Annotated in this window: 12 protein-coding genes; 5 read left to right on the top strand and 7 right to left on the bottom strand. The window is 73.6% G+C overall.

What is annotated here, in order from left to right; translation table 11 throughout:
- Nucleotides 1-45: 45 nt before the first annotated feature.
- From ACFYM0_RS07650 to ACFYM0_RS07640, 3 genes are all read right to left on the bottom strand, one after another.
- Nucleotides 46-1,788 carry an LCP family protein gene (locus ACFYM0_RS07650; protein ID WP_388497808.1) on the bottom strand — a complete coding sequence of 581 codons (1,743 nt, stop codon included), beginning with the start codon at nt 1,786-1,788 and terminating at the stop codon, nt 46-48.
- Between the two features lie 222 nt (nt 1,789-2,010).
- On the bottom strand, nt 2,011-3,264 hold the full coding sequence (locus tag ACFYM0_RS07645; RefSeq protein ID WP_388497806.1) for an LCP family protein: 1,254 nt from the start codon (nt 3,262-3,264) through the stop codon (nt 2,011-2,013).
- A gap of 179 nt (nt 3,265-3,443) precedes the next feature.
- A complete protein-coding gene (locus ACFYM0_RS07640; protein WP_388497803.1) occupies nt 3,444-4,193 on the bottom strand; it encodes a TIGR03089 family protein in 750 nt (249 codons plus the stop codon).
- Between the two features lie 149 nt (nt 4,194-4,342).
- Between ACFYM0_RS07640 and ACFYM0_RS07635 the strand changes: the two genes are divergently transcribed.
- Together ACFYM0_RS07635 and ACFYM0_RS07630 are read left to right on the top strand one after the other, a co-directional pair.
- Nucleotides 4,343-5,806, top strand: a complete 1,464-nt coding sequence (locus tag ACFYM0_RS07635) for a peptidoglycan recognition protein (protein WP_388497801.1) — start codon at nt 4,343-4,345, stop codon at nt 5,804-5,806.
- Between the two features lie 558 nt (nt 5,807-6,364).
- Nucleotides 6,365-7,393, top strand: a complete 1,029-nt coding sequence (locus tag ACFYM0_RS07630; protein WP_388497798.1) for a DNA-3-methyladenine glycosylase family protein — start codon at nt 6,365-6,367, stop codon at nt 7,391-7,393.
- Between the two features lie 81 nt (nt 7,394-7,474).
- Here ACFYM0_RS07630 and ACFYM0_RS07625 read toward each other — a convergent pair whose 3' ends face one another.
- The 3 genes from ACFYM0_RS07625 to ACFYM0_RS07615 all read right to left on the bottom strand — a co-directional run bounded on the left by ACFYM0_RS07625 (nt 7,475) and on the right by ACFYM0_RS07615 (nt 10,364).
- Nucleotides 7,475-8,779 (bottom strand): coenzyme F420-0:L-glutamate ligase, encoded by a 1,305-nt coding sequence (locus ACFYM0_RS07625; RefSeq protein WP_388497795.1) that lies wholly within the window; start codon nt 8,777-8,779, stop codon nt 7,475-7,477.
- The gene (gene cofD / locus ACFYM0_RS07620) at nt 8,776-9,735 is read right to left on the bottom strand and encodes a 2-phospho-L-lactate transferase (protein ID WP_388497792.1); all 960 of its coding nucleotides are present in this window, start codon (nt 9,733-9,735) and stop codon (nt 8,776-8,778) included. The genes ACFYM0_RS07625 and cofD overlap by 4 nt, the downstream gene beginning before the upstream one ends.
- A gap of 83 nt (nt 9,736-9,818) precedes the next feature.
- Nucleotides 9,819-10,364 (bottom strand): cysteine dioxygenase, encoded by a 546-nt coding sequence (locus tag ACFYM0_RS07615; protein ID WP_388497789.1) that lies wholly within the window; start codon nt 10,362-10,364, stop codon nt 9,819-9,821.
- Between the two features lie 659 nt (nt 10,365-11,023).
- Here ACFYM0_RS07615 and ACFYM0_RS07610 point away from each other — a divergent pair.
- From ACFYM0_RS07610 to ACFYM0_RS07600, 3 genes are all read left to right on the top strand, one after another.
- Nucleotides 11,024-11,287, top strand: a complete 264-nt coding sequence (locus ACFYM0_RS07610; RefSeq protein WP_112450237.1) for a WhiB family transcriptional regulator — start codon at nt 11,024-11,026, stop codon at nt 11,285-11,287.
- A gap of 358 nt (nt 11,288-11,645) precedes the next feature.
- A complete protein-coding gene (locus ACFYM0_RS07605) occupies nt 11,646-15,293 on the top strand; it encodes a glycosyltransferase (RefSeq protein WP_388497785.1) in 3,648 nt (1,215 codons plus the stop codon).
- Nucleotides 15,290-16,777, top strand: a complete 1,488-nt coding sequence (locus tag ACFYM0_RS07600) for a DUF5719 family protein (protein WP_388497782.1) — start codon at nt 15,290-15,292, stop codon at nt 16,775-16,777. The genes ACFYM0_RS07605 and ACFYM0_RS07600 overlap by 4 nt, the downstream gene beginning before the upstream one ends.
- Before the next feature lie 187 nt (nt 16,778-16,964).
- On the opposite strand, the gene ACFYM0_RS07595 is transcribed toward ACFYM0_RS07600, so the two are convergent.
- On the bottom strand, nt 16,965-17,459 hold the full coding sequence (locus ACFYM0_RS07595) for a metallopeptidase family protein (RefSeq protein ID WP_388497780.1): 495 nt from the start codon (nt 17,457-17,459) through the stop codon (nt 16,965-16,967).
- Nucleotides 17,460-17,503 lie beyond the last annotated feature (44 nt).

The following is a 17,503-nucleotide window of genomic DNA, read 5'->3' as shown; positions in this document are numbered from 1 at the left end:
CACGTCATTTCGTGATCGCGGAGAGCCGGTCGGCCCCCCTGTCGGTCACTTGGCGCAGACGGACTTGTCCGCCTCTACCCGCTGGACGCCCTCGGGCGCCTGCTGTGGTGCCGTCATGGAGACCCCCGCCCCCTTGAAATCCGCACCGAGCGTCAGCTTCATCGGTGTCTTGGGCGCGGCGTCGGTCGTGCCCATCTTCAACGCCGTCGCCGGCAGGCCCATCATGTCCGCCAACGCCCTTGCCTGATCGGCCTGGTTGGGTGCGTACTCCAGCTGCGTGGCAGCCACCTTGGCGGGCGCGTTGCCCAGGTTGCTGGACTTGAGCACCCCCTCGGTGTTCTGCAGCCAGGTCAGCGTGCCGGACGCGGATCCCGCCGGGCCGCCGCCGTTGAGGACGTCCACCCGGACGTCCTTGGCCGCCGCGCGGGGGCCCTGTACGAGGGCGTCCAGCTTGGCCTTCGCGTCGGCGTCCGCCGCGTCCTTGGCGGCCTGTTCCTTCTTCTCGACCTCGGTCAGCGAGACGTCGCCACGGATCATCTGGAGCAGGGGCTCCGCCTCCGCCTGCTTGACCACCACGGTGGCCTTGGCGTTCGGCGGCTCCGCCGGATTGTCGATGACCGGGAGGGTGGTGAACGTGATGTTCTTGAGGTCGATGCCCTTCAACTCGCCCGCAAGATCGGTGAGTTTGCGAATCGACCCTATGCCCGAGTCGACGCTCAGCGATTTGGTGGCCGCCTCGGCGAGGGAGAGGAACTTCTGCGGACTGGTCAGGGTCTCCTTCGACTTCATCTCCCGCATCATCGAACCCAGGAACTGCTGCTGGGTCTTGATGCGGTCGAGGTCGCTGCGCTGGCCGAAGGCGTGCCGGGTCCGGACGAAGGCCAGTGCCTGCTCGCCCTGCAGCCGGTGCTCGCCCGCCGTCAGCTTGAGCTTGGAGTCCTTGTCGTTGACGTCCTTGGCCACGCAGACCGGCACCCCGCCGACCGCCGTGCTCAGGTTCTTCACCGCGTTGAAGTCGGCCATCATGAAGTGGTCGACCTGGATCCCGGTGAGCTCCTTGACCGTGCGCATCGTGCAGCCCGGGTCGCGGCCCGCCTGCCCGAGGCTGGTGTTGAAGCGGGCCCCGCGCTCGCCGGGGATGTCCTTCGTCGAACCGTCGGGCTGCTTCGTGGGGCAGACCGGCACGGTGGTGATCAAGTCGCGGGGGATGGACAGCGCCGTGGCGTTGGAGCGGTCCTTCGAGACGTGGAACAGGATCGTCGTATCGGCGTGGCCGACGCTGCCGGCGTCCCCGTACCCCTCGTTGCCCGCGCCGCTGCGCTTGTCCGTGCCGATGACCAGGATGTTGATCGGCTGGTCCTTCTTGAAACCGCCGCTCGTGCCCGCGTCGCCGACGTCGGTGACCCTGATGTTGCCGTTCAGGTGCTCGTAATAGAGGTATCCCGCCACCGAGCCGCCGACCAGCAGCACCGCGAGGGTTCCACCCGTGATGGTCAGGGCCCGTTTGCGGCCCCCGCCGCCGACTTTGCGCGAACGCCCGCCGCGCCGGCCGCCGCCGGGCGGGGGACCGTCACCGCGGCGCGGTCCGGGGACCGCCGGGGACGGGGCCGCGGGGGAGCGGGGGGGAACGGGGGCCCTGCGGGGCGCCGCGCGGGGGACGGAACGCTGCGAGGGTGCTTGCGCACCGGAATCTTCCAGTCGCAGCTCGTAGTTGCCGGTGCGGGGGTTGAGTACCCACTGGTCTGCGGGGTCGATCTCGTCGGCCCGTCCACGGCTTTGCGCATCCACGGTTTGCTCGAATCCTCCGTCGGTGCTTCGCGACGCGCCTCCCCCAGGCGCACGGTCAACGATCCGGCTGCTGGCACGCGGCCTCTGTACTGGTCGGGCGCCGGATCGCTCACCTTATCCGGACAGGTTCGCCGCAAACCATGCTGGTGATGAATTCCACGCACTTACAACGGGGCAATCGCCTCAACAAGCTCGGCCCGGACACCGGCTTTTGGGATTGCTTTACCGGCAGTCGGCCACGCCGGCCGTGGTACCGGTGAAAGTGGGGACGGGTGCGGAGGGCTCCGCGGTTCCCGGTCCGTCCGTTCCGGTGCGCGCCCCGTCCTCGGCCGTGGCCTCGTCCATCTCCCCGTCCGGCTCCCCGTCCGGCCGGGAGACCGGAGCGGGCGTGGCCGTGGTCTTGGGCGCGGGCGGGGCGATGGTGAGCGGCTGGTCCGCCCGCAGCCGCTGGAAGAGCTGGGTCGCGTCCGGCTGGCGCAGTTCGTCCCGGTTCGCGTCGGCGGCGTACGGCCGGCGGGGCACCGTGAGGAACTTGATCTGGTCGGTCGGGATGTCGCGTACGCCCCGGACCAGTTCGTACAGCCCCCGCAGCGAGGCCAGCCCCGGGTCGGTGGTCACCGAGGAGGTCGCCGCGTCCAGCAGCGGGTACAGCCGCGCCGGGTTGAGCAGCACGCCATTGCTCTGCACCTTCTTGACGAGCGACCCGAGGAACGCCTGCTGGCGCTCCATCCGCTCGGTGTCACTGCCGTTGCCCAGGCTGTAGCGGGCCCGTACGAAGCCCAGCGCCTGCTCGCCCTGCAAGGTCTGCCGGCCCGCCGGCAGCTTCAGCTTGGCCTCGGTGTCGTCCACCGGCCGCTTCAGGCAGACCTCCACCCCGCCGATGGCGTCCACCATCTTCTTGAAGCCGTTGAAGTCCAGCACCATGTGGTGATCGACGCGGATCCCGGTCATCGCCTCGACCGTACGGATCGTGCAGGCGGTCCCGCCCCACTCGAAGGCCCAGTTGAACTGGGCGAACTGCTCCCTGGTGCGGTTTCCGTCCGGCTTCAGGCACGCCGGTATCTCCGTCATCAGGTCCCGCGGTATCGACACCGCCGTCGCACTCTTCCGGTCCGCCGGCAGGTGCAGCAGGATCGTGGTGTCCGAGCGCTGCGTGCCCTCGTCCTGTCCGTACGGGGCGTTGCCCGCACCGGTGCGCGAGTCCGAACCGATCAGCAGGATGTTCTGCGCGCCGCCCGCCAGGTGGGCCGGGCGCTCCTTGTCGTAGCGCCGCAGCTCGGCGGCGGCGGAGGTGTCCTCGGCGATGTTCCCGTCGAGCTTGGAGTAGATCCACCAGCCCGTGCCCGCCCCGACGACGGCCAGCACACCGGTCCCGAGCCCGATCCAGCGCAGCAGCCGGCGCCGCCTGCGGACGTTCGGAGGCTTGTCGCCTCCGGCCGCATCGGTGCCGCCCGGTATGCCCGCGCTGTCCGTCACTCGCGTTCCGTCCCCTCACCCGAACCGGTACGGGCCGTACGGGTGAGTACGGCCTGTGCCGATCCTGCCCCCGGGTGATCGATGCGGCCCGGGGGCACGGCCGTGTATAGGGCCATGTGGGTGACAAATGGCCGATATCCGGCATTGGGCGGTGTGGGTGACGCCGGAGTCGGGCCTGATCAGGCCGTGTGGGTGACCCGCTCGCTCTCGATCCGCTGGGCCAGCGCTCCGTCCGCGAGCTCCTCGGCATTGCGGCACAGCACCACGGAGCCGCCCGTGGCCAGGGCCGCGTAGAGCCCGGCCGAGAGCCCCTCCCAGCTGTCGTAGCCCTGCCGGGACAGCACCCGCGCCCCCTCGCCGAAGCCGAGCTTCACCGCGTCCTCGCGGGCCCGCTTGCAGACCGCCGCGTACGAGAGCTCCTCGCCGCCGACCACCAGCCCCGGGGCGTCCGCGTCCACGGGCTGGAAGGGGGCGAAGCGGTCGCCCTGCCCCGGCACCTCCACGGCGTAGTCCGCGAACCCGGCCGGCGGCTGCGGGAAGCGCCCGCCCAGTGGCCGCAGCGCGAGCGCCACCCGCTCGCCGGAGCACGCGGAAGCCTCCTCCAGCGTGTCCGGCCCGCTCACGACGAGGTCGGCGCCGGCCGGATCCCCGCCCACCTCCACCACGACCCCGACGGAGGCGCAGGCGAGCAGCCATACGGCGCTCTGCCAGTGCGCGGGGAGCAGCAGGGCGAGCCGGTCGCCGGGTTCGGCGCCCAGGTCGCCCTGGAGCAGATTGGCGGTCTTGGCCACCCAATTGGCGAAGGTGGCGACGGACAATTCGACGCGCTCGCCCGTGGCGTCGTCGTAGAAGGTGACGAGCGGGCGGCCGGGATCGGCGGCGAGCGCGGATCGCAGCAGGTCGGCAGGGGTGCGGTCAGTGGCGTTCACGGACCAGAGCCTACGCGGGGCGGGCCGCGCCCCTGCTCCGTACGGCCGCAGCACGATCCCCCGTACGGAGGAGGGGTATCGGCGCGGTGCCGGACGGTACGTCAGTTCTCGGATGGCGCCCGCCTCCGGGAGTACTCAGCATCCTTTCCATGCGTGCATTCCTTGCTTCCTCCATCGGCGTCGCGACGGCTGCCGCACTGGCCCTGCCGCTCGCGCTCTCCTCCACGGCCCTCGCCCGCCCGGCCGCGACGCAGCCATCGGTCGGGGCGGGCTCGGCGGCCCCCGCGGCCCCCGCCGGATCCACCCAGTCCCTGCCGCTCGTCCCCGTGGGGCCCGCCGCGGACCGCACCCCCGGGGTCCCCGGCATGAGCACCTCGCCCCGGCTGCCCGAGACACGGGGCCTGTCGGCGCGCGAGGTCAAGACCTTCTCGCTGGTCGGCGTCGTCTGGGACGACGCGAGCACCCAGCTCGACGGCCGCGTCCAGGTCCGCACCCGCTCCGTGGCCACCTCGGCCTGGTCCGAGTGGCAGGACGTCGACACCCACAACGGTGAACACGCCGCCGACCCCGACACGGCCGAACGCGGCTCCGGCCGGGTCCGCGGCAGCACCGCCCCCCTGTGGGTCGGGCAGTCCGACGGCATCGAGGTCCGCGTCCAGGCGGAACCGGGCGGCCGCGTGGTGAGCAGCGGCCTCCCGACGGGCATGCGCATCGAGCTGGTGGACCCGGGAGACACGACCGGCCCCGGGTCGGACGGCAAGAACGCCCACACGTCCGACCCGGCCACACCCGACCACCCCGCTTCGCCCTCCTCCCCGGTTTCCCCCGTCGACGACGACAAGGGGGAGCTGGCACTCCTCCCCGGCATGACGATGGAGATGGCGGAGTCCTCCTCCGCGAACGTCCCGATGGCGCCCCTGGGCGCCCAGGAGATCCCGGCCCTCAACAAGGCCGACTCCACCGCCGACGCGGTCCTCGCCGACGAGGCGCTCGCGGCCGCCCCGTACATCGGCCCGCGCCCGAAGATCGTCACCCGGCTGGGATGGGGCGCGGACGAGAGCCTGCGCGAGAAGGGCTTCGTCTACACGAACACGGTCAAGGCCGCCTTCGTCCACCACACCGCCTCCGGCAACAACTACGCCTGCAAGGACGCCCCGGCCGTCCTGCGCAGCCTGTACCGCTACCACGTGGTCAGCAGCGGCTGGCGCGACATCGGCTACAACTTCGCCGTCGACAAGTGCGGCACCGTCTACGAGGGCCGGGCGGGCGGAGTCGCCAAGGCGGTGCTCGGCGCGCACACCATGGGCTTCAACACGGACAGCATGGGCGTGGCGGTCATCGGCACCTTCGCCTCCACGGCTCCCCCCAAGGCGGCCGTCGACGCGGTGGCCCGCCTCACGGCCTGGAAGCTGGGCCTCTTCGGAGCGGACCCCCGCGCGAAGACCACCCTCCGCTCGGGCGGCGGCAACCTCTACGCGAAGGGCAGCAACGTCCGCCTGAACGTCATCTCGGGCCACCGCGACGGCTTCGCCACGGAGTGCCCCGGCCGCCACCTCTACAGCCAGCTCCCCCCCACCCGAACCGCCTCGGCCAAACTCCAGGGCCGCCCCTAGCCGCGCACCTTTTCGACGCGCCGCTCGCGCCGCTCGGCCTTGGTGGGCCTCCTGGGCTTCGCGCCGCTGCGCCGGTCACCTTTTCGACGCGCCGCTCGCGCGGTGCGGCCCTGGCGGGCCTCCCCGGCTTCGCGCCGCTGCGCCGGACTCCGTCCGGCGGTGGCGGGGCGGGGGCTGGCGCCACCGCCGTCCCGGCGTGGGGTCCGGTGGGCGGGTGCGGGTGGCCGGGCCCTGCGGGGCGGGTTCCCCTACCCGCCCTTCGCCCGTTCCCCGGGCTCCGCCCGGACCCCTTGCCGGGGGCCGGCCCCCGTTCCTCGAGCGCCGGAGGGGCTGGATCTCCAGCCCCTCCGGCGCTCATGTGCAGGCCGAGGCCGCCCCAATCCAGCCTCGCCGGCGTGTGAGGCGCGGGGCCCGGGGCGGAGCACCGGGAAGGGTCCGGGCGCAGCCCGGCACCCCCTCCTTCAGCCCGTCCGGCGTTTGAGGACCGGGGTCCGGGCAGAGCCCGGGGAACGGCGGAAGGGCGGGTGGGGGACAGCCCCGCAGGGCTAGGCTCAAGGCATGGCCGGCCGCTACGACCCCCTCACCCGCACCGCGATCCGCGGCGGCCGCACAACCGTGCCCCCGGCCCCCGGCACGGCCCCGACTCCCGGCACCGGAACGGGCACCCGCACCCGCACCCGCACCCGCACGTGGACCCCACCCGGCCCCCTGGACCTGGGCCTCACCCTCGGCCCGCTCAGGCGGGGCCCCGCAGACCCCACGTTCCGCGCCACTCCGGGAGCGATCTGGCGGGCGACCCGCACCCCCGCCGGCCCGGCCACGCTCCGCGTCGCGCGCGACGGCGCCGGGGTGACCGCCACCGCCTGGGGCCCCGGCGCCGACTGGATCCTCGACGGTCTGCCGGAGCTGCTCGGCTCCGCCGACGACCCCTCCGGCTTCGTCCCCCGCCACAGGCTCGTGCACGCCAGCCATCGCCGCCGCCCCGGCCTGCGGCTGACCCGTACCGGCCTGGTCCTGGAGTCCTTGATCCCGACGGTCCTGGAACAGAAGGTCACCGCCGACGAGGCGTACCGCGCCTGGCGCCGCCTCGTACGCCAGTACGGAGAGCCGGCCCCGGGCCCGGGCCCGGACCAGACCCCGGGCCTCTACGTCATGCCCGATCCCCGGACCTGGACCCTCATCCCGTCCTGGGACTGGCACAAGGCCGGAGTCGATTCCAAACGCTCCGCGACCATCGTCCGCGCGGCCCGCCTCGCCGCCCGCCTGGAAGAAGCCGTCGCCATGGACCTGCCGGCGGCCACCGCCCGCCTGGAGGCGGTCCCCGGCATCGGCCCGTGGACCTCCGCCGAAACCCTCCAGCGCAGCAACGGCGCCGCGGACGCCGTCACGACGGGCGACCTCCACCTGCCCGGCATCATCGGCTACGCCCTGGCCGGAGACCGGGACGCCGACGACGCCGCCATGCTGGAGCTCCTCGCCCCCTACGCCGGCCAGCGCCACCGCGCGGCACGGCTCGTCCTCCTGGCCGGCGCCGCGCCGCCCCGCCGGGCCCCCCGGATGCCCCGGGGCGACATCGGCAAGCTCTAGGCCCTCTCTTTCGGATCTTGCCTGGCCGGCAAGATCCGAAAGAGACGACCTAGCCCGTGCCGTCCCACCCGCCCCGGAGGATCACCGCACCTCGATGAACTCCTCCGCCGAGCGCGCGGCCCGCTCCACCGGAGCGACCGCGGCGTGCCCGACGGCCACCGCACCCATCGGATCCCAGTCCTCCGGAAGCCCGAGCACCTTGCGCACCACGTCCCGGCAGAACATCGTCGAGGACACCCACGCCGAGCCCAGCCGTTCCCCGGCCAGCGCGACCAGGAAGTTCTGCACGCCCGCGCCCATCGCGACGACGAACATCTCGCGCTCCGCCGCGTCCCGCCGGGCGTGCCCGTAGTCGTGCGCGCCGTCCATGACCAGGCAGGGGACCACCAGGTAGGGCGCGGCCCGCAGGACCTCGCCCCGACGGACCCGCTTCGCGATGGACTCCTCGGACTTCCCGTCCCGCCGCAGGTCCTCGATCCAGGCGTCCCGCATCGCGTCCAGCAGCTCCAGCCGCGCGCCCGCCGACTCCAGCAGGACGAACCGCCACGGCGTCGTGTGGTGCGGGGCCGGGGCCGTCACGGCCGCCGCCACCGCGCGCCGGACCGCGCCCGGGTCCACGGGCTCGGCCGTGAAGGCCCGTACGGTACGCCGCTGCGTCACGGCTTCCCGTACCGCCTCCGAGGTGCCCAGCCGGAACATGTCGTCGGCCGGCGAGCGCACCAGGTCCACGGCCGAGGAGCCCTCGCCCAGGACGTGCGCCAGCCCGCGCACCACCGCCACCGGCAGGCCCTCCGCCTTGCCCTTGACCAGGTCGCCCGCGGCGGCCAGTTCGTCGGCGGTCGCGACGATCGTCGCGCTCAGCGGGTTCCCGTGGGCGTCGGTGCCCCCGCGCAGGTCGTCCAGGACCCGCACGCCCGCGGCGCCGATCGCCACGTCGGTGAGCCCGGTGCGCCACGGCCGCCCGAAGGTGTCCGTCACGATCACGCCCACGTCCACGGAGAGCAGCTCCCGCAGCCCGGCCCGGATCGCGGCGGCCGAGGCGTCGGGGTCCTCGGGCAGCAGCAGGACGGTGCCGGCCTCGGTGTTCGAGGCGTCGACCCCGGCCGCCGCCATGACCAGCCCCTGCCGGTTCTCCACGATCCGCAGGGTCCCCCGGCGCGCGACGACCCGTACGGTCTCGGCGTCTATCGCCGCCTCGCGCGAATCGGCGCGGACGATCCGGCCCTCAGCCTTGGAGACGACCTTCGAGGTGACGAGCAGGACGTCGCCGTCCCGCAGCTCCGGCCCGGCGGCGGCGATCAGCGCCGCCAGGTCGTCGCCGGGCCGCACCTCGGGGATCCCGCCGAGGGCCCGGACCTCGTAGGAGGGCCCGTGCGGGGCGGTCACCGGGAGGCCTCCGCCAGTTCCAGCGCGGCCCGCGCCATCTCCGCCGTGGCGGCCAGGTCGGTCATCATCAGCGGTACCGCGCGGCAGGTGATGCCGGCGGCCTCCACCTCGGCGACGGCGTCCGCGTCGGCGGTGTCGACGAGCCAGCCGTCGAGCAGCCCGGTGCCGTAGTGCAGGGCGACGGCGGCGGCGGTGGACTCGACGCCGACGGCGGCCAGCACCTTGTCGGCCATCCCGCGCACGGGAGCACCCCCGACGATGGGGGAGAGGCCCACGACGGGGGCCGTGGCGGCGGCCACGGCCTCGCGGATGCCGGGTACGGCGAGGATGGTCCCCACCGACACCACCGGGTTCGACGGCGGGAAGAGGATCACGTCGGCGGCCGCGATGGCCTCCAGGACGCCGGGCGCGGGCTTGGCCTGTTCGGCGCCCACGGGGACGACGGCCTCGGCGTCCACCGCGGCACGCATCCGGACCCAGTACTCCTGGAAGTGGATGACCCGGCGCTCGCCGGTCTGGGCGTCGGTGATCGCGACGTGGGTTTCGACGCGGTCGTCGGACATGGGGAGCAGCCGGACCCCGGGCTGCCAGCGGTCGCAGAGGGCCTCGGTGACGGCGCTGAGCGGATAGCCCGCACCGAGCATCTGCGTACGGACGATGTGGGTGGCGAAGTCGCGGTCACCGAGGCCGAACCAGGTCGGTCCGACCCCGTACGCGGCGAGTTCCTCCTTGACGGTGAAGGACTCGTCGGTGCGGCCCCAGCCCTGGTCCTCGTTGATGCCACCGCCGAGGGTGTACATCACGGTGTCCAGATCGGGGCAGACCTTGAGCCCGAACAGGTGAATGTCGTCACCGGTGTTGCCGATGACCGTGATGTCCGCGTCGGGAACCGCGGACTGGAGACCTCGGAGGAAACGGGCGCCGCCGATGCCGCCGGCCAGAACAACAATGCGCATGCGGGACAGTCTGTCAGCCGCGGGCCGGCCGCCGAGGGGCGGTGGTCGGGTGACGGGCGGGACGTGCCGGGCGGGCGTTGGGGCTAGACGGAGAGGGCCTCGGGCCGGGCCGGAGAGCAGCTGTGCATCGGCATCCGGGTCAGGCCGGGGAAGTACACGTGCAGGCTGACGGCCCCGTCGAGGCTGTCGTTCTGCACCTCGTGGGCGTAGCCGGGGGCGAAGACGCGCTGGGAGCCGGCGCCGAGGGTGAGCCGGCCGCGGGCGGTGTGCTCGGTCAGCTCGCCGTCCAGGACGGTCAGCACGCCGGAGGAGTCGCCGTGGTCGTGCAGGCCGCTGCCCTGGCCGGGGACCCAGCTGAGCAGCCAGACCTCGTAGCCGGGGCCGGTGCGCAGCCGGTGGTACCAGCGGGTCGTGGCGTCGTACCGGACCAGGTGCTCCCACTCGGAGCGGTCGGCGGCGATGGAACGCGCGAGGCCCACGAACTCGGCGACGGTGGCCGGGTGCTCGCGGGCGGGCTGCAGGAGGTGCTGGACGGAGAGGATGTCGCCGGCGATCTGGAGGTCGCTCTCGACACGCGCCGGGGCGATGGCTGCGGCGGTGGTGGCGTTCAGGGTGCTGGTGCTGTTCATCGGGGGGTTCCTCGACGGATGTCAGTCGTGCGGCGGCTGCTGTGGGGGCGAGCTGGAGCTCAGGGGAGCCGGAGCTCCCGAGGCATCAACAGCTGCAACAGCAACAGCGAACCTGGGCAGCGCACAGGAACCCACGAATGGGGGTCCAGGTGGCGGCTGAGGGCGCTGACATGGCTACAAGAAGACCGGGTGGGGGGCCGGACTGTCAACCCAATGTCCGATTTGGTAGAAAAGTTTCACCTCATCCGGTTACCGTGCCCGGAGAAAGGTTTGTGCAGTCCGCACCAGGGGATGTGGCGCTTCGAGTCGTGCCGCATCCCGCTGTTGCGGCTCTCAAACCCGCAAAGCTGTGCGATGTCTCTCTGTGGCTGAAATGTGATCTGTGCCGCTTCTTCGGCCGGATCGGAACCCCACCACAGAGTGACGCGTCGGCTACGGGGGAGAGGGAGCCGCGGATGAGGCCTGTGGCATGTGTCACGATTTTTGGCGATATGAACACTTTCTGCATAGGCTTGGTTCCGCAGAGTGAATAAGGGGCCCAATAGCAGATCTCGGCTTGACTGCGCTGGAGCCCCGCACTTGTAATTTCACTCGTGTCGTTACGTAGCGATGAGTGACGGCATGACCACGGGGACGCACAGACAGAGCGAGGGGCGCACATGACCGAGCTGGTTCAGGAACTGCTGGTCGAGGAGGCGGACGAAGAGCTCGGATGGCAGGAGCGAGCTCTCTGCGCCCAGACCGACCCCGAGTCCTTCTTTCCCGAGAAGGGCGGCTCGACCCGCGAGGCCAAGAAGGTCTGCCTCGCATGCGAGGTCCGCTCCGAATGCCTTGAGTACGCCCTCGCCAACGACGAGCGATTCGGCATCTGGGGCGGCCTGTCCGAGCGCGAGCGGCGACGCCTGAAGAAGGCCGCCGTCTGAAGCGCCCACGGCGCGCACCGAACGGCGCCCACGGCAGGGCCCGCGGAACGGCCCGCGGCACGGCCCACGACATATCCGGCGACATATCCGACGACCTGTCCGGCGGCACACCCGACGGCATAGCCGCCTGTGCACCCGGCCTCACGCACGGCAGCGGCCACAGTGCACGCATCGGTACAAAACGCAGTACAGCGAACGGCACGAACAGCACGGCATCGAGCAGAGCAAACGGTCCGCCTCCCGCACCTTCCCCGCAGGAGGCGGACCGCTGTGTTCCCAGCCGTTAGGGTGGGGCGCTGTCCAGCAGCCTCCGAGGGCACACCACCCCCGGACCCCCGGCCGGAGGGCCCGTACCGCGATGTCCCTGCACAGCCAGTCGAGCGCCTCCTATCAGGCTGCCGCCGCACCAGAGTTCCCCCGGCACGTCGTCACCGCGGTCCTCGTCGCCCACGACGGCGCCCGCTGGCTGCCCCGGACCCTCGCCGGACTCCTCGGCCAGGAACGCCCCGCCCAGAGCCACATCGCCGCCGACACCGGCAGCGCCGACGACTCCGCGCGCCTGCTCGGCGAGGCACTCGGCGAGGACCGCGTCCTGCACCTGGCCCGCCGCACCGGCTTCGGCGCGGCCGTCGACGAAGCGGCCCGCACCGCCGGCACCCTGACCCCCGAGGAACTCCCGTACCTCAAGCGCCCCTCCGGCTGGGACCCCGTCAGCCGCACGTGGCGCGACGACACGTACGACCTCCCCGACCTGCCCCACGGCGAGCCCGTCCAGTGGCTCTGGCTGCTCCACGACGACTGCGCACCCGAGCCCGACGCCCTCGCCGAACTGCTGCGCGTCGCCGACGAGAACCCCGAAGCCGCCGTCATCGGCCCCAAACTGCGCGGCTGGTACGACAAGAAGCAGCTCCTCGAAGTCGGCGTCACCATCGCCCGAAGCGGCCGCCGCTGGACCGGCCTCGACCGGCGCGAACAGGACCAGGGCCAGCACGACCAGATCCAGCCCGTCCTGTCCGTGTCCAGCGCCGGCATGCTGATCCGCCGCGACGTCTACGAAGCCCTCGGCGGCTTCGACCGCCGCCTGCCGCTGATGCGCGACGACGTCGACCTGTGCTGGCGCGTCCAGAGCGCCGGCCACACCGTCCTCATCGCCCCCGACGCCGTTCTGCGGCACGCCGAGGCCTCCGCCCGCGAGCGCCGCACCGTCGACTGCGTCGGCCGCTCCGCCGCCAGCCCGCACCGCGTCGACAAAGCCGGCGCCGTCTACACGATGCTGGCCAACAGCCCCGGCCGCGCCCTCCCGTACGTCCTGCTGCGGATCCTCTTCGGCACCGTCCTGCGCACCCTCGCCTACCTCGTCGGCAAGGCCCCCGGACAGGCCGTCGACGAGATCACCGGCCTCCTCGCCACCCTGCTCCGCCCCGGCCGGATCCTCGGAGCCCGCCGCCGCAGAGGCCGTGCCGCCGTCTCCGCCAAGGAACTGCGCCCCCTCTTCCCGCCGCCCGGCGCCAGCCTGCGCGCCAACGCCGAACAGATCGCCGGCTACTTCGGCGCCGACGGCGACACCGAGAGCAGCGCCGCCGGCCGGCACGGCGGAGCCGTCGAATCGGGACCCGGCGGAGACGACGCCGACTACCTGGAGATCGAACAGTTCGCGCGCCTCAAGCGGATCGCCCGCAAGCCCGCGCCCGTCCTCTTCGCCCTCCTCCTGCTCGTCTCCGTCATCGCCTGCCGCTCCCTCCTCGGCAGCGGCTCCCTCATGGGCGGAGCCCTGCTCCCCGCCCCCGACGGCGGACTCGACCTCTGGCGCGTCTACGCCGACGACTGGCAGCCCGTCGGCACCGGCACCACCGCCGGAGCCCCGCCCTACCTCGCCGTCCTCGGCGCCCTCTCCACCCTGCTCCTCGGCTCCACCAACGCCGCCCTGACCCTGCTGCTCGTCTGCTCGGTCCCGCTCGCCGGCCTCACCGCCTACTTCGCCTCCCGGCCGCTGGTGGAATCCCGGCTGCTGCGCGCCTGGGCCGCCGTCGCCTACGCCTTCCTCCCCGCCATCACCGGAGCCCTCGCCGGCGGCCGCCTCGGCACCGCCGTCCTCGCCGTCCTGCTCCCGCTCATCGCCCGCTCCGCCGTCACCGCCTTCGGCTTCGGAGAGGGGGAGGGCAGCTGGCGTTCCGCCTGGACCCACACCCTCCTGCTGACCCTGGCCACCGCCTTCACCCCCGTCGTCTGGCCGCTCGCCGCCGTCCTCGGATGCGCCGCGCTGGTCCTGCGCCGCGCGCACTGGAAGACGTACGGCCCCCGCCTCCTGGCGACGCTCGGGGTCCCGATCCTCGTCCTCGCCCCCTGGTCGCTGAGCCTGCTCACCCACCCCGGGGGCTTCCTGCGCGAGGCAGGGCTGCCCCACGGAGCCGGCTCGGCCACCGCCCTGGACCTGCTCGGCATCAGCCCCGGCGGCCCCCGCACCGCCGGCGGCCTGATCCTCCTCGGCGTCGTCCTCGCCGCCCTGGCCGCCCTGCTGCGCGCCGACCGGCAGTTCGCCGTACGCGCCGCATGGGCCACCGCGCTCGCCGCGCTCGTGCTGGCCGTCCTGGTCAACCGCACCACCTGGGCCGGCCCCGCCACGCTCGTCTACGGACTCGCCCTGCTGGCCGCCGCCGTCATCGGCGCAGACGGGGCCAAGGAGCGCGTCGCGGCCCGCAGTTTCGGCTGGCGCCAGCCCCTCGCCGCCCTGATCGCGCTCGCCGCCGCCGTCGGCCCGCTCGTCGGCGCGGCCGGCTGGATGCTCAGCGGAGCCGCCGGACCGCTGGAGCGCCGCGACCCCGTCCAGGTTCCCGCCTTCGTCGCCGAAGAGAGCGGCACGCGCGACCAGGCCCGCACCCTCGTCATCGGCGCGGACTCCCCGGCCGCCCTCTCCTACAGCCTGGTCCGCGGCTCGGGCGGCCGCCTCGGCGACGCCGAACTCGCCGACCGGGCCGGCAGCGACGCCCGCCTCGACAAGGTCGTCTCCAGCCTCGTCGCGGGATCCGGCGCCGACCAGACCGACCAGCTCGGCGGCTTCGCCATCCGCTACGTCCTGGTCCGCGACGGCGCCCCGCAGGAGATCGGCCGCGTCCTCGACGCCACCCCCGGCCTCAGCCGCCTCAGCAAGCTCGAAGGCAGCGCCCTGTGGCGCGTCGACCGGCAGGTCGCCCGCGCCGTCATCGTCTCCGGCAAGCCCGGCGAGGCACCCATCCCCGTCGCCTCCGGGCCCGTCGAGGTCCGCACCAAGATCCCGGCCGGCGAGGCCGGCCGCGTCCTGCGCATCGCCGACCGGGCCGACCCCGGCTGGCGGGCCACCCTCGACGGCAAGCCGCTCCAGGCCAAGACGCTCGACGGCTGGGCGCAGGGCTTCGAACTCCCCGCCGCCGCCGGCGAGCTCGACCTCGTCCACGAAGACGCCCTCACCCGGACCGCCTGGCACTGGGCCCAGGGCCTGCTCGCCCTGGTGCTCCTGGTGATGGCCCTGCCGGGCCGCCGCGCCCGCCTCGACGACGACCTGCCCGAGGAGGAGGCCCCCGCCGCCGAGGAGCCCGGCGAAGGCCGCCGGGCCCGCCGCCTGCGCGAGCAGTCCGAGCAGGAACCGCAGCCCGAGTCCGCCGCCGAGGCGGCCGTCGCGGCTGACCCGTACGCGCAGATCCCCGCGCAGCCGGTGTACGGCGAGGACGCGTACGCCTACCAGCAGGCGTACGGAGACCAGGGCGGCTACGCCTACGGCGGCCAGGAGCAGCAGCCGCAGCAGCAGTACGACCAGTACCCGTACGAGCAGCCGCAGCAGCAGTACACCGGCCACCCGGGCCCGCAGTACGACCAGGCCTACCCGCCCCAGCAGCCGTACGAGCAGCCGTACCCGCCCTACGAGCAGCAGCCCGGTCCCTCCGACGGCCACGACAACACCGACGGCTACGACCCCTACGGCCAGCACGACGGACAGCACGCCCCGCGTCCGGACGGGAGCCCCCAGCAGTGAAGCAGCGCGTACCCCTCACACTCGCCGCCGTCACGGCCGCCCTGGCCGCCGTCACCGGCCTGGCCACCCTCACCGCGCCGGCCGCCGACGGGGCCCCCGCGGCCGCGGCGGGCAAGCCGGCGGCCCGGATGCCGGTCGAGCGGTCCCTGCTGGTGTGCCCCGCGCCCAGCACCTCCGACATCGCCGAGACCCTCTACACGGCGATCACCCCGGGCGCGGCCGCCCCGGGAGGCAAGGGCACGGCCCGGCTGCTGGGCGCGACCAAGGAAGCCAAGCCCGTCCTGGAACTCAAGGAGCCCGGCAAGCCCGTGGGCGCCAAGGCATCCGGCGCCGAGGCCCCCGCGCTCAGCGGCGTGGCCGACGGGTTCCTCGCCCCCGGCTGGAGCGCGCAGCAGACCACCGTGGTCTCGGTCGGCCGTACGCGCGGCCTGCTCGGCGTCGGCTGCACCCGGCCCGGGACCGACTTCTGGTTCCCCGGCGTCAGCACCGCCAAGGGCCGCGAGGACTACGTCCACCTCACCAACCCCGACGACACCGCGGCCGTGGTGGACATCAAGCTGTTCGGCCCGGACGGCACGATCAAGGCCGAAGCGGGCACCAGCGAGAACATCCGCATCGACCCGAAGTCCAGCAAGGCCATCTCCCTGGCCTCCCTCGCCCCCGGCGCACAGCTCGCGGACGTCACCGCCCACGTGACCACCCGCGCGGGCCGGGTCGGAGCCACCGCCCAGGCGGGCGAGGAAGGCATCGGCGCCGACTGGCTGCCCGCCTCCGTGGACCCGGCCGGGACCCTGGTCCTGCCCGGCATCCCGGCGGACGCCACCTCCGTACGGCTGGTCGCCTTCGCCCCCGGCGAGGAGGACGCGGACCTCAACGTGAAGCTGGCCGGGCCGGGCGGCTCGATCAGCCCGGCGGGCAGCGAGCAGCTCCACGTCAAGGCGGGCATGACCGCGAGCCTCGACCTCAAGGACGTCACCCGCGGCGAACCGGGCTCCCTCGTCCTGTCCCCGGCGGACGCCAAGAAGTCCGTCCCGGTGGTCGCGGCGCTGCGGGTGGTCCGCGGCAGCGGCGCCAAACAGGAGACCGGCTTCATCCAGGCCTCCGCCCCCGTCGGTACCCGGGCGACCGTCGCCGACAACCGCCCCGAGGCGAACGCCACGCTGCTGTCGCTGACGGCCCCGCCCGGAGCCGACGCGACGGTCAAGGTGACGGCCTCGCCGGGCACGGAGGGCGGCGAACCCGCCTCCAAGGAGGTCACGGTCAAGGGCGGCACCACACAGACCGTGGCACTCGCCCCGACGGGCGGCAAGGGCGCCTACGCCCTCACGGTGGAAACCGTCTCCGGCGGCCCCGTCCACGCGTCCCGCACCCTGACGATCCCGCGCGACGGCATCCCGATGTTCACGGTCCAGGCCCTCTCGGACGACCGCTCCACGGTCTCGGTCCCCAAGGCGGCCCAGGACCTCTCGGTCCTGACCCGATAAGCCGTCCGGCGTTCGAGGACCGGGGTCCGGGGCGGAGCCCCGGGACCGGTTCAGCCCGTCCGGCGTGTGAGGACCGGGTCCGGGCGGAGCCCGGGGAACGGAGGAAGGGCGGGCAGGGGACAGCCCCGCAGGGCCACCTCCCGCACCGCCGGCGCGGGCCTGACCGGCAAGATCCGAAAGAGACGGCCTAGTCCGACCCGTACCGCGGATCCACCGTCTCGGGCGACAGCCCCAACAGCTCCGCGACCTGTTCCACCACGATCTCGTGCACGAGCATCGCCCGCTCGTCCCGCGACTTCGCCCGGATCTCCACGGGCCGCCGGAACACCACGATCCGCGCCGGCCGCCCACCCCCGGCCTCCGCGAGCGCGCCCAGCGGCACCGCCTCGTCGTTCCAGCCGGCCTCCGCGCCGCCCGGCGGCCCCGGCACGTCGCCGATCATGAACTCCACCTCCGCCAGCTGCGGCCACCGCCGCTCCAGCCGCTCCACGGAGTCCCGTACGAGGTCCCCGAAGAGCTCCCCGCGGCTCGCCGACAGCGGCACCTGCGGAGGGGCCACCGGCCCCCGCATCCCGCGCCCGTGCCGGTCGCGCCGCCGTACCCGTGGCTCACCGGTGGGGGAGCCGCCGGGCAGGGAGGCGGCCGGGGGCACGGGAGGGGGAGGCAGAGTGCTGTCCGTCACCCCCGCAGGGTAGCCCGCAGATCCACAGCGGGGCGGGGGAGATC

The organism is Streptomyces sp. NPDC006487, from assembly GCF_042870555.1.
Classification (GTDB): domain Bacteria; phylum Actinomycetota; class Actinomycetes; order Streptomycetales; family Streptomycetaceae; genus Streptomyces.
This window is presented reverse-complemented; position numbering and strand designations above follow the sequence as displayed.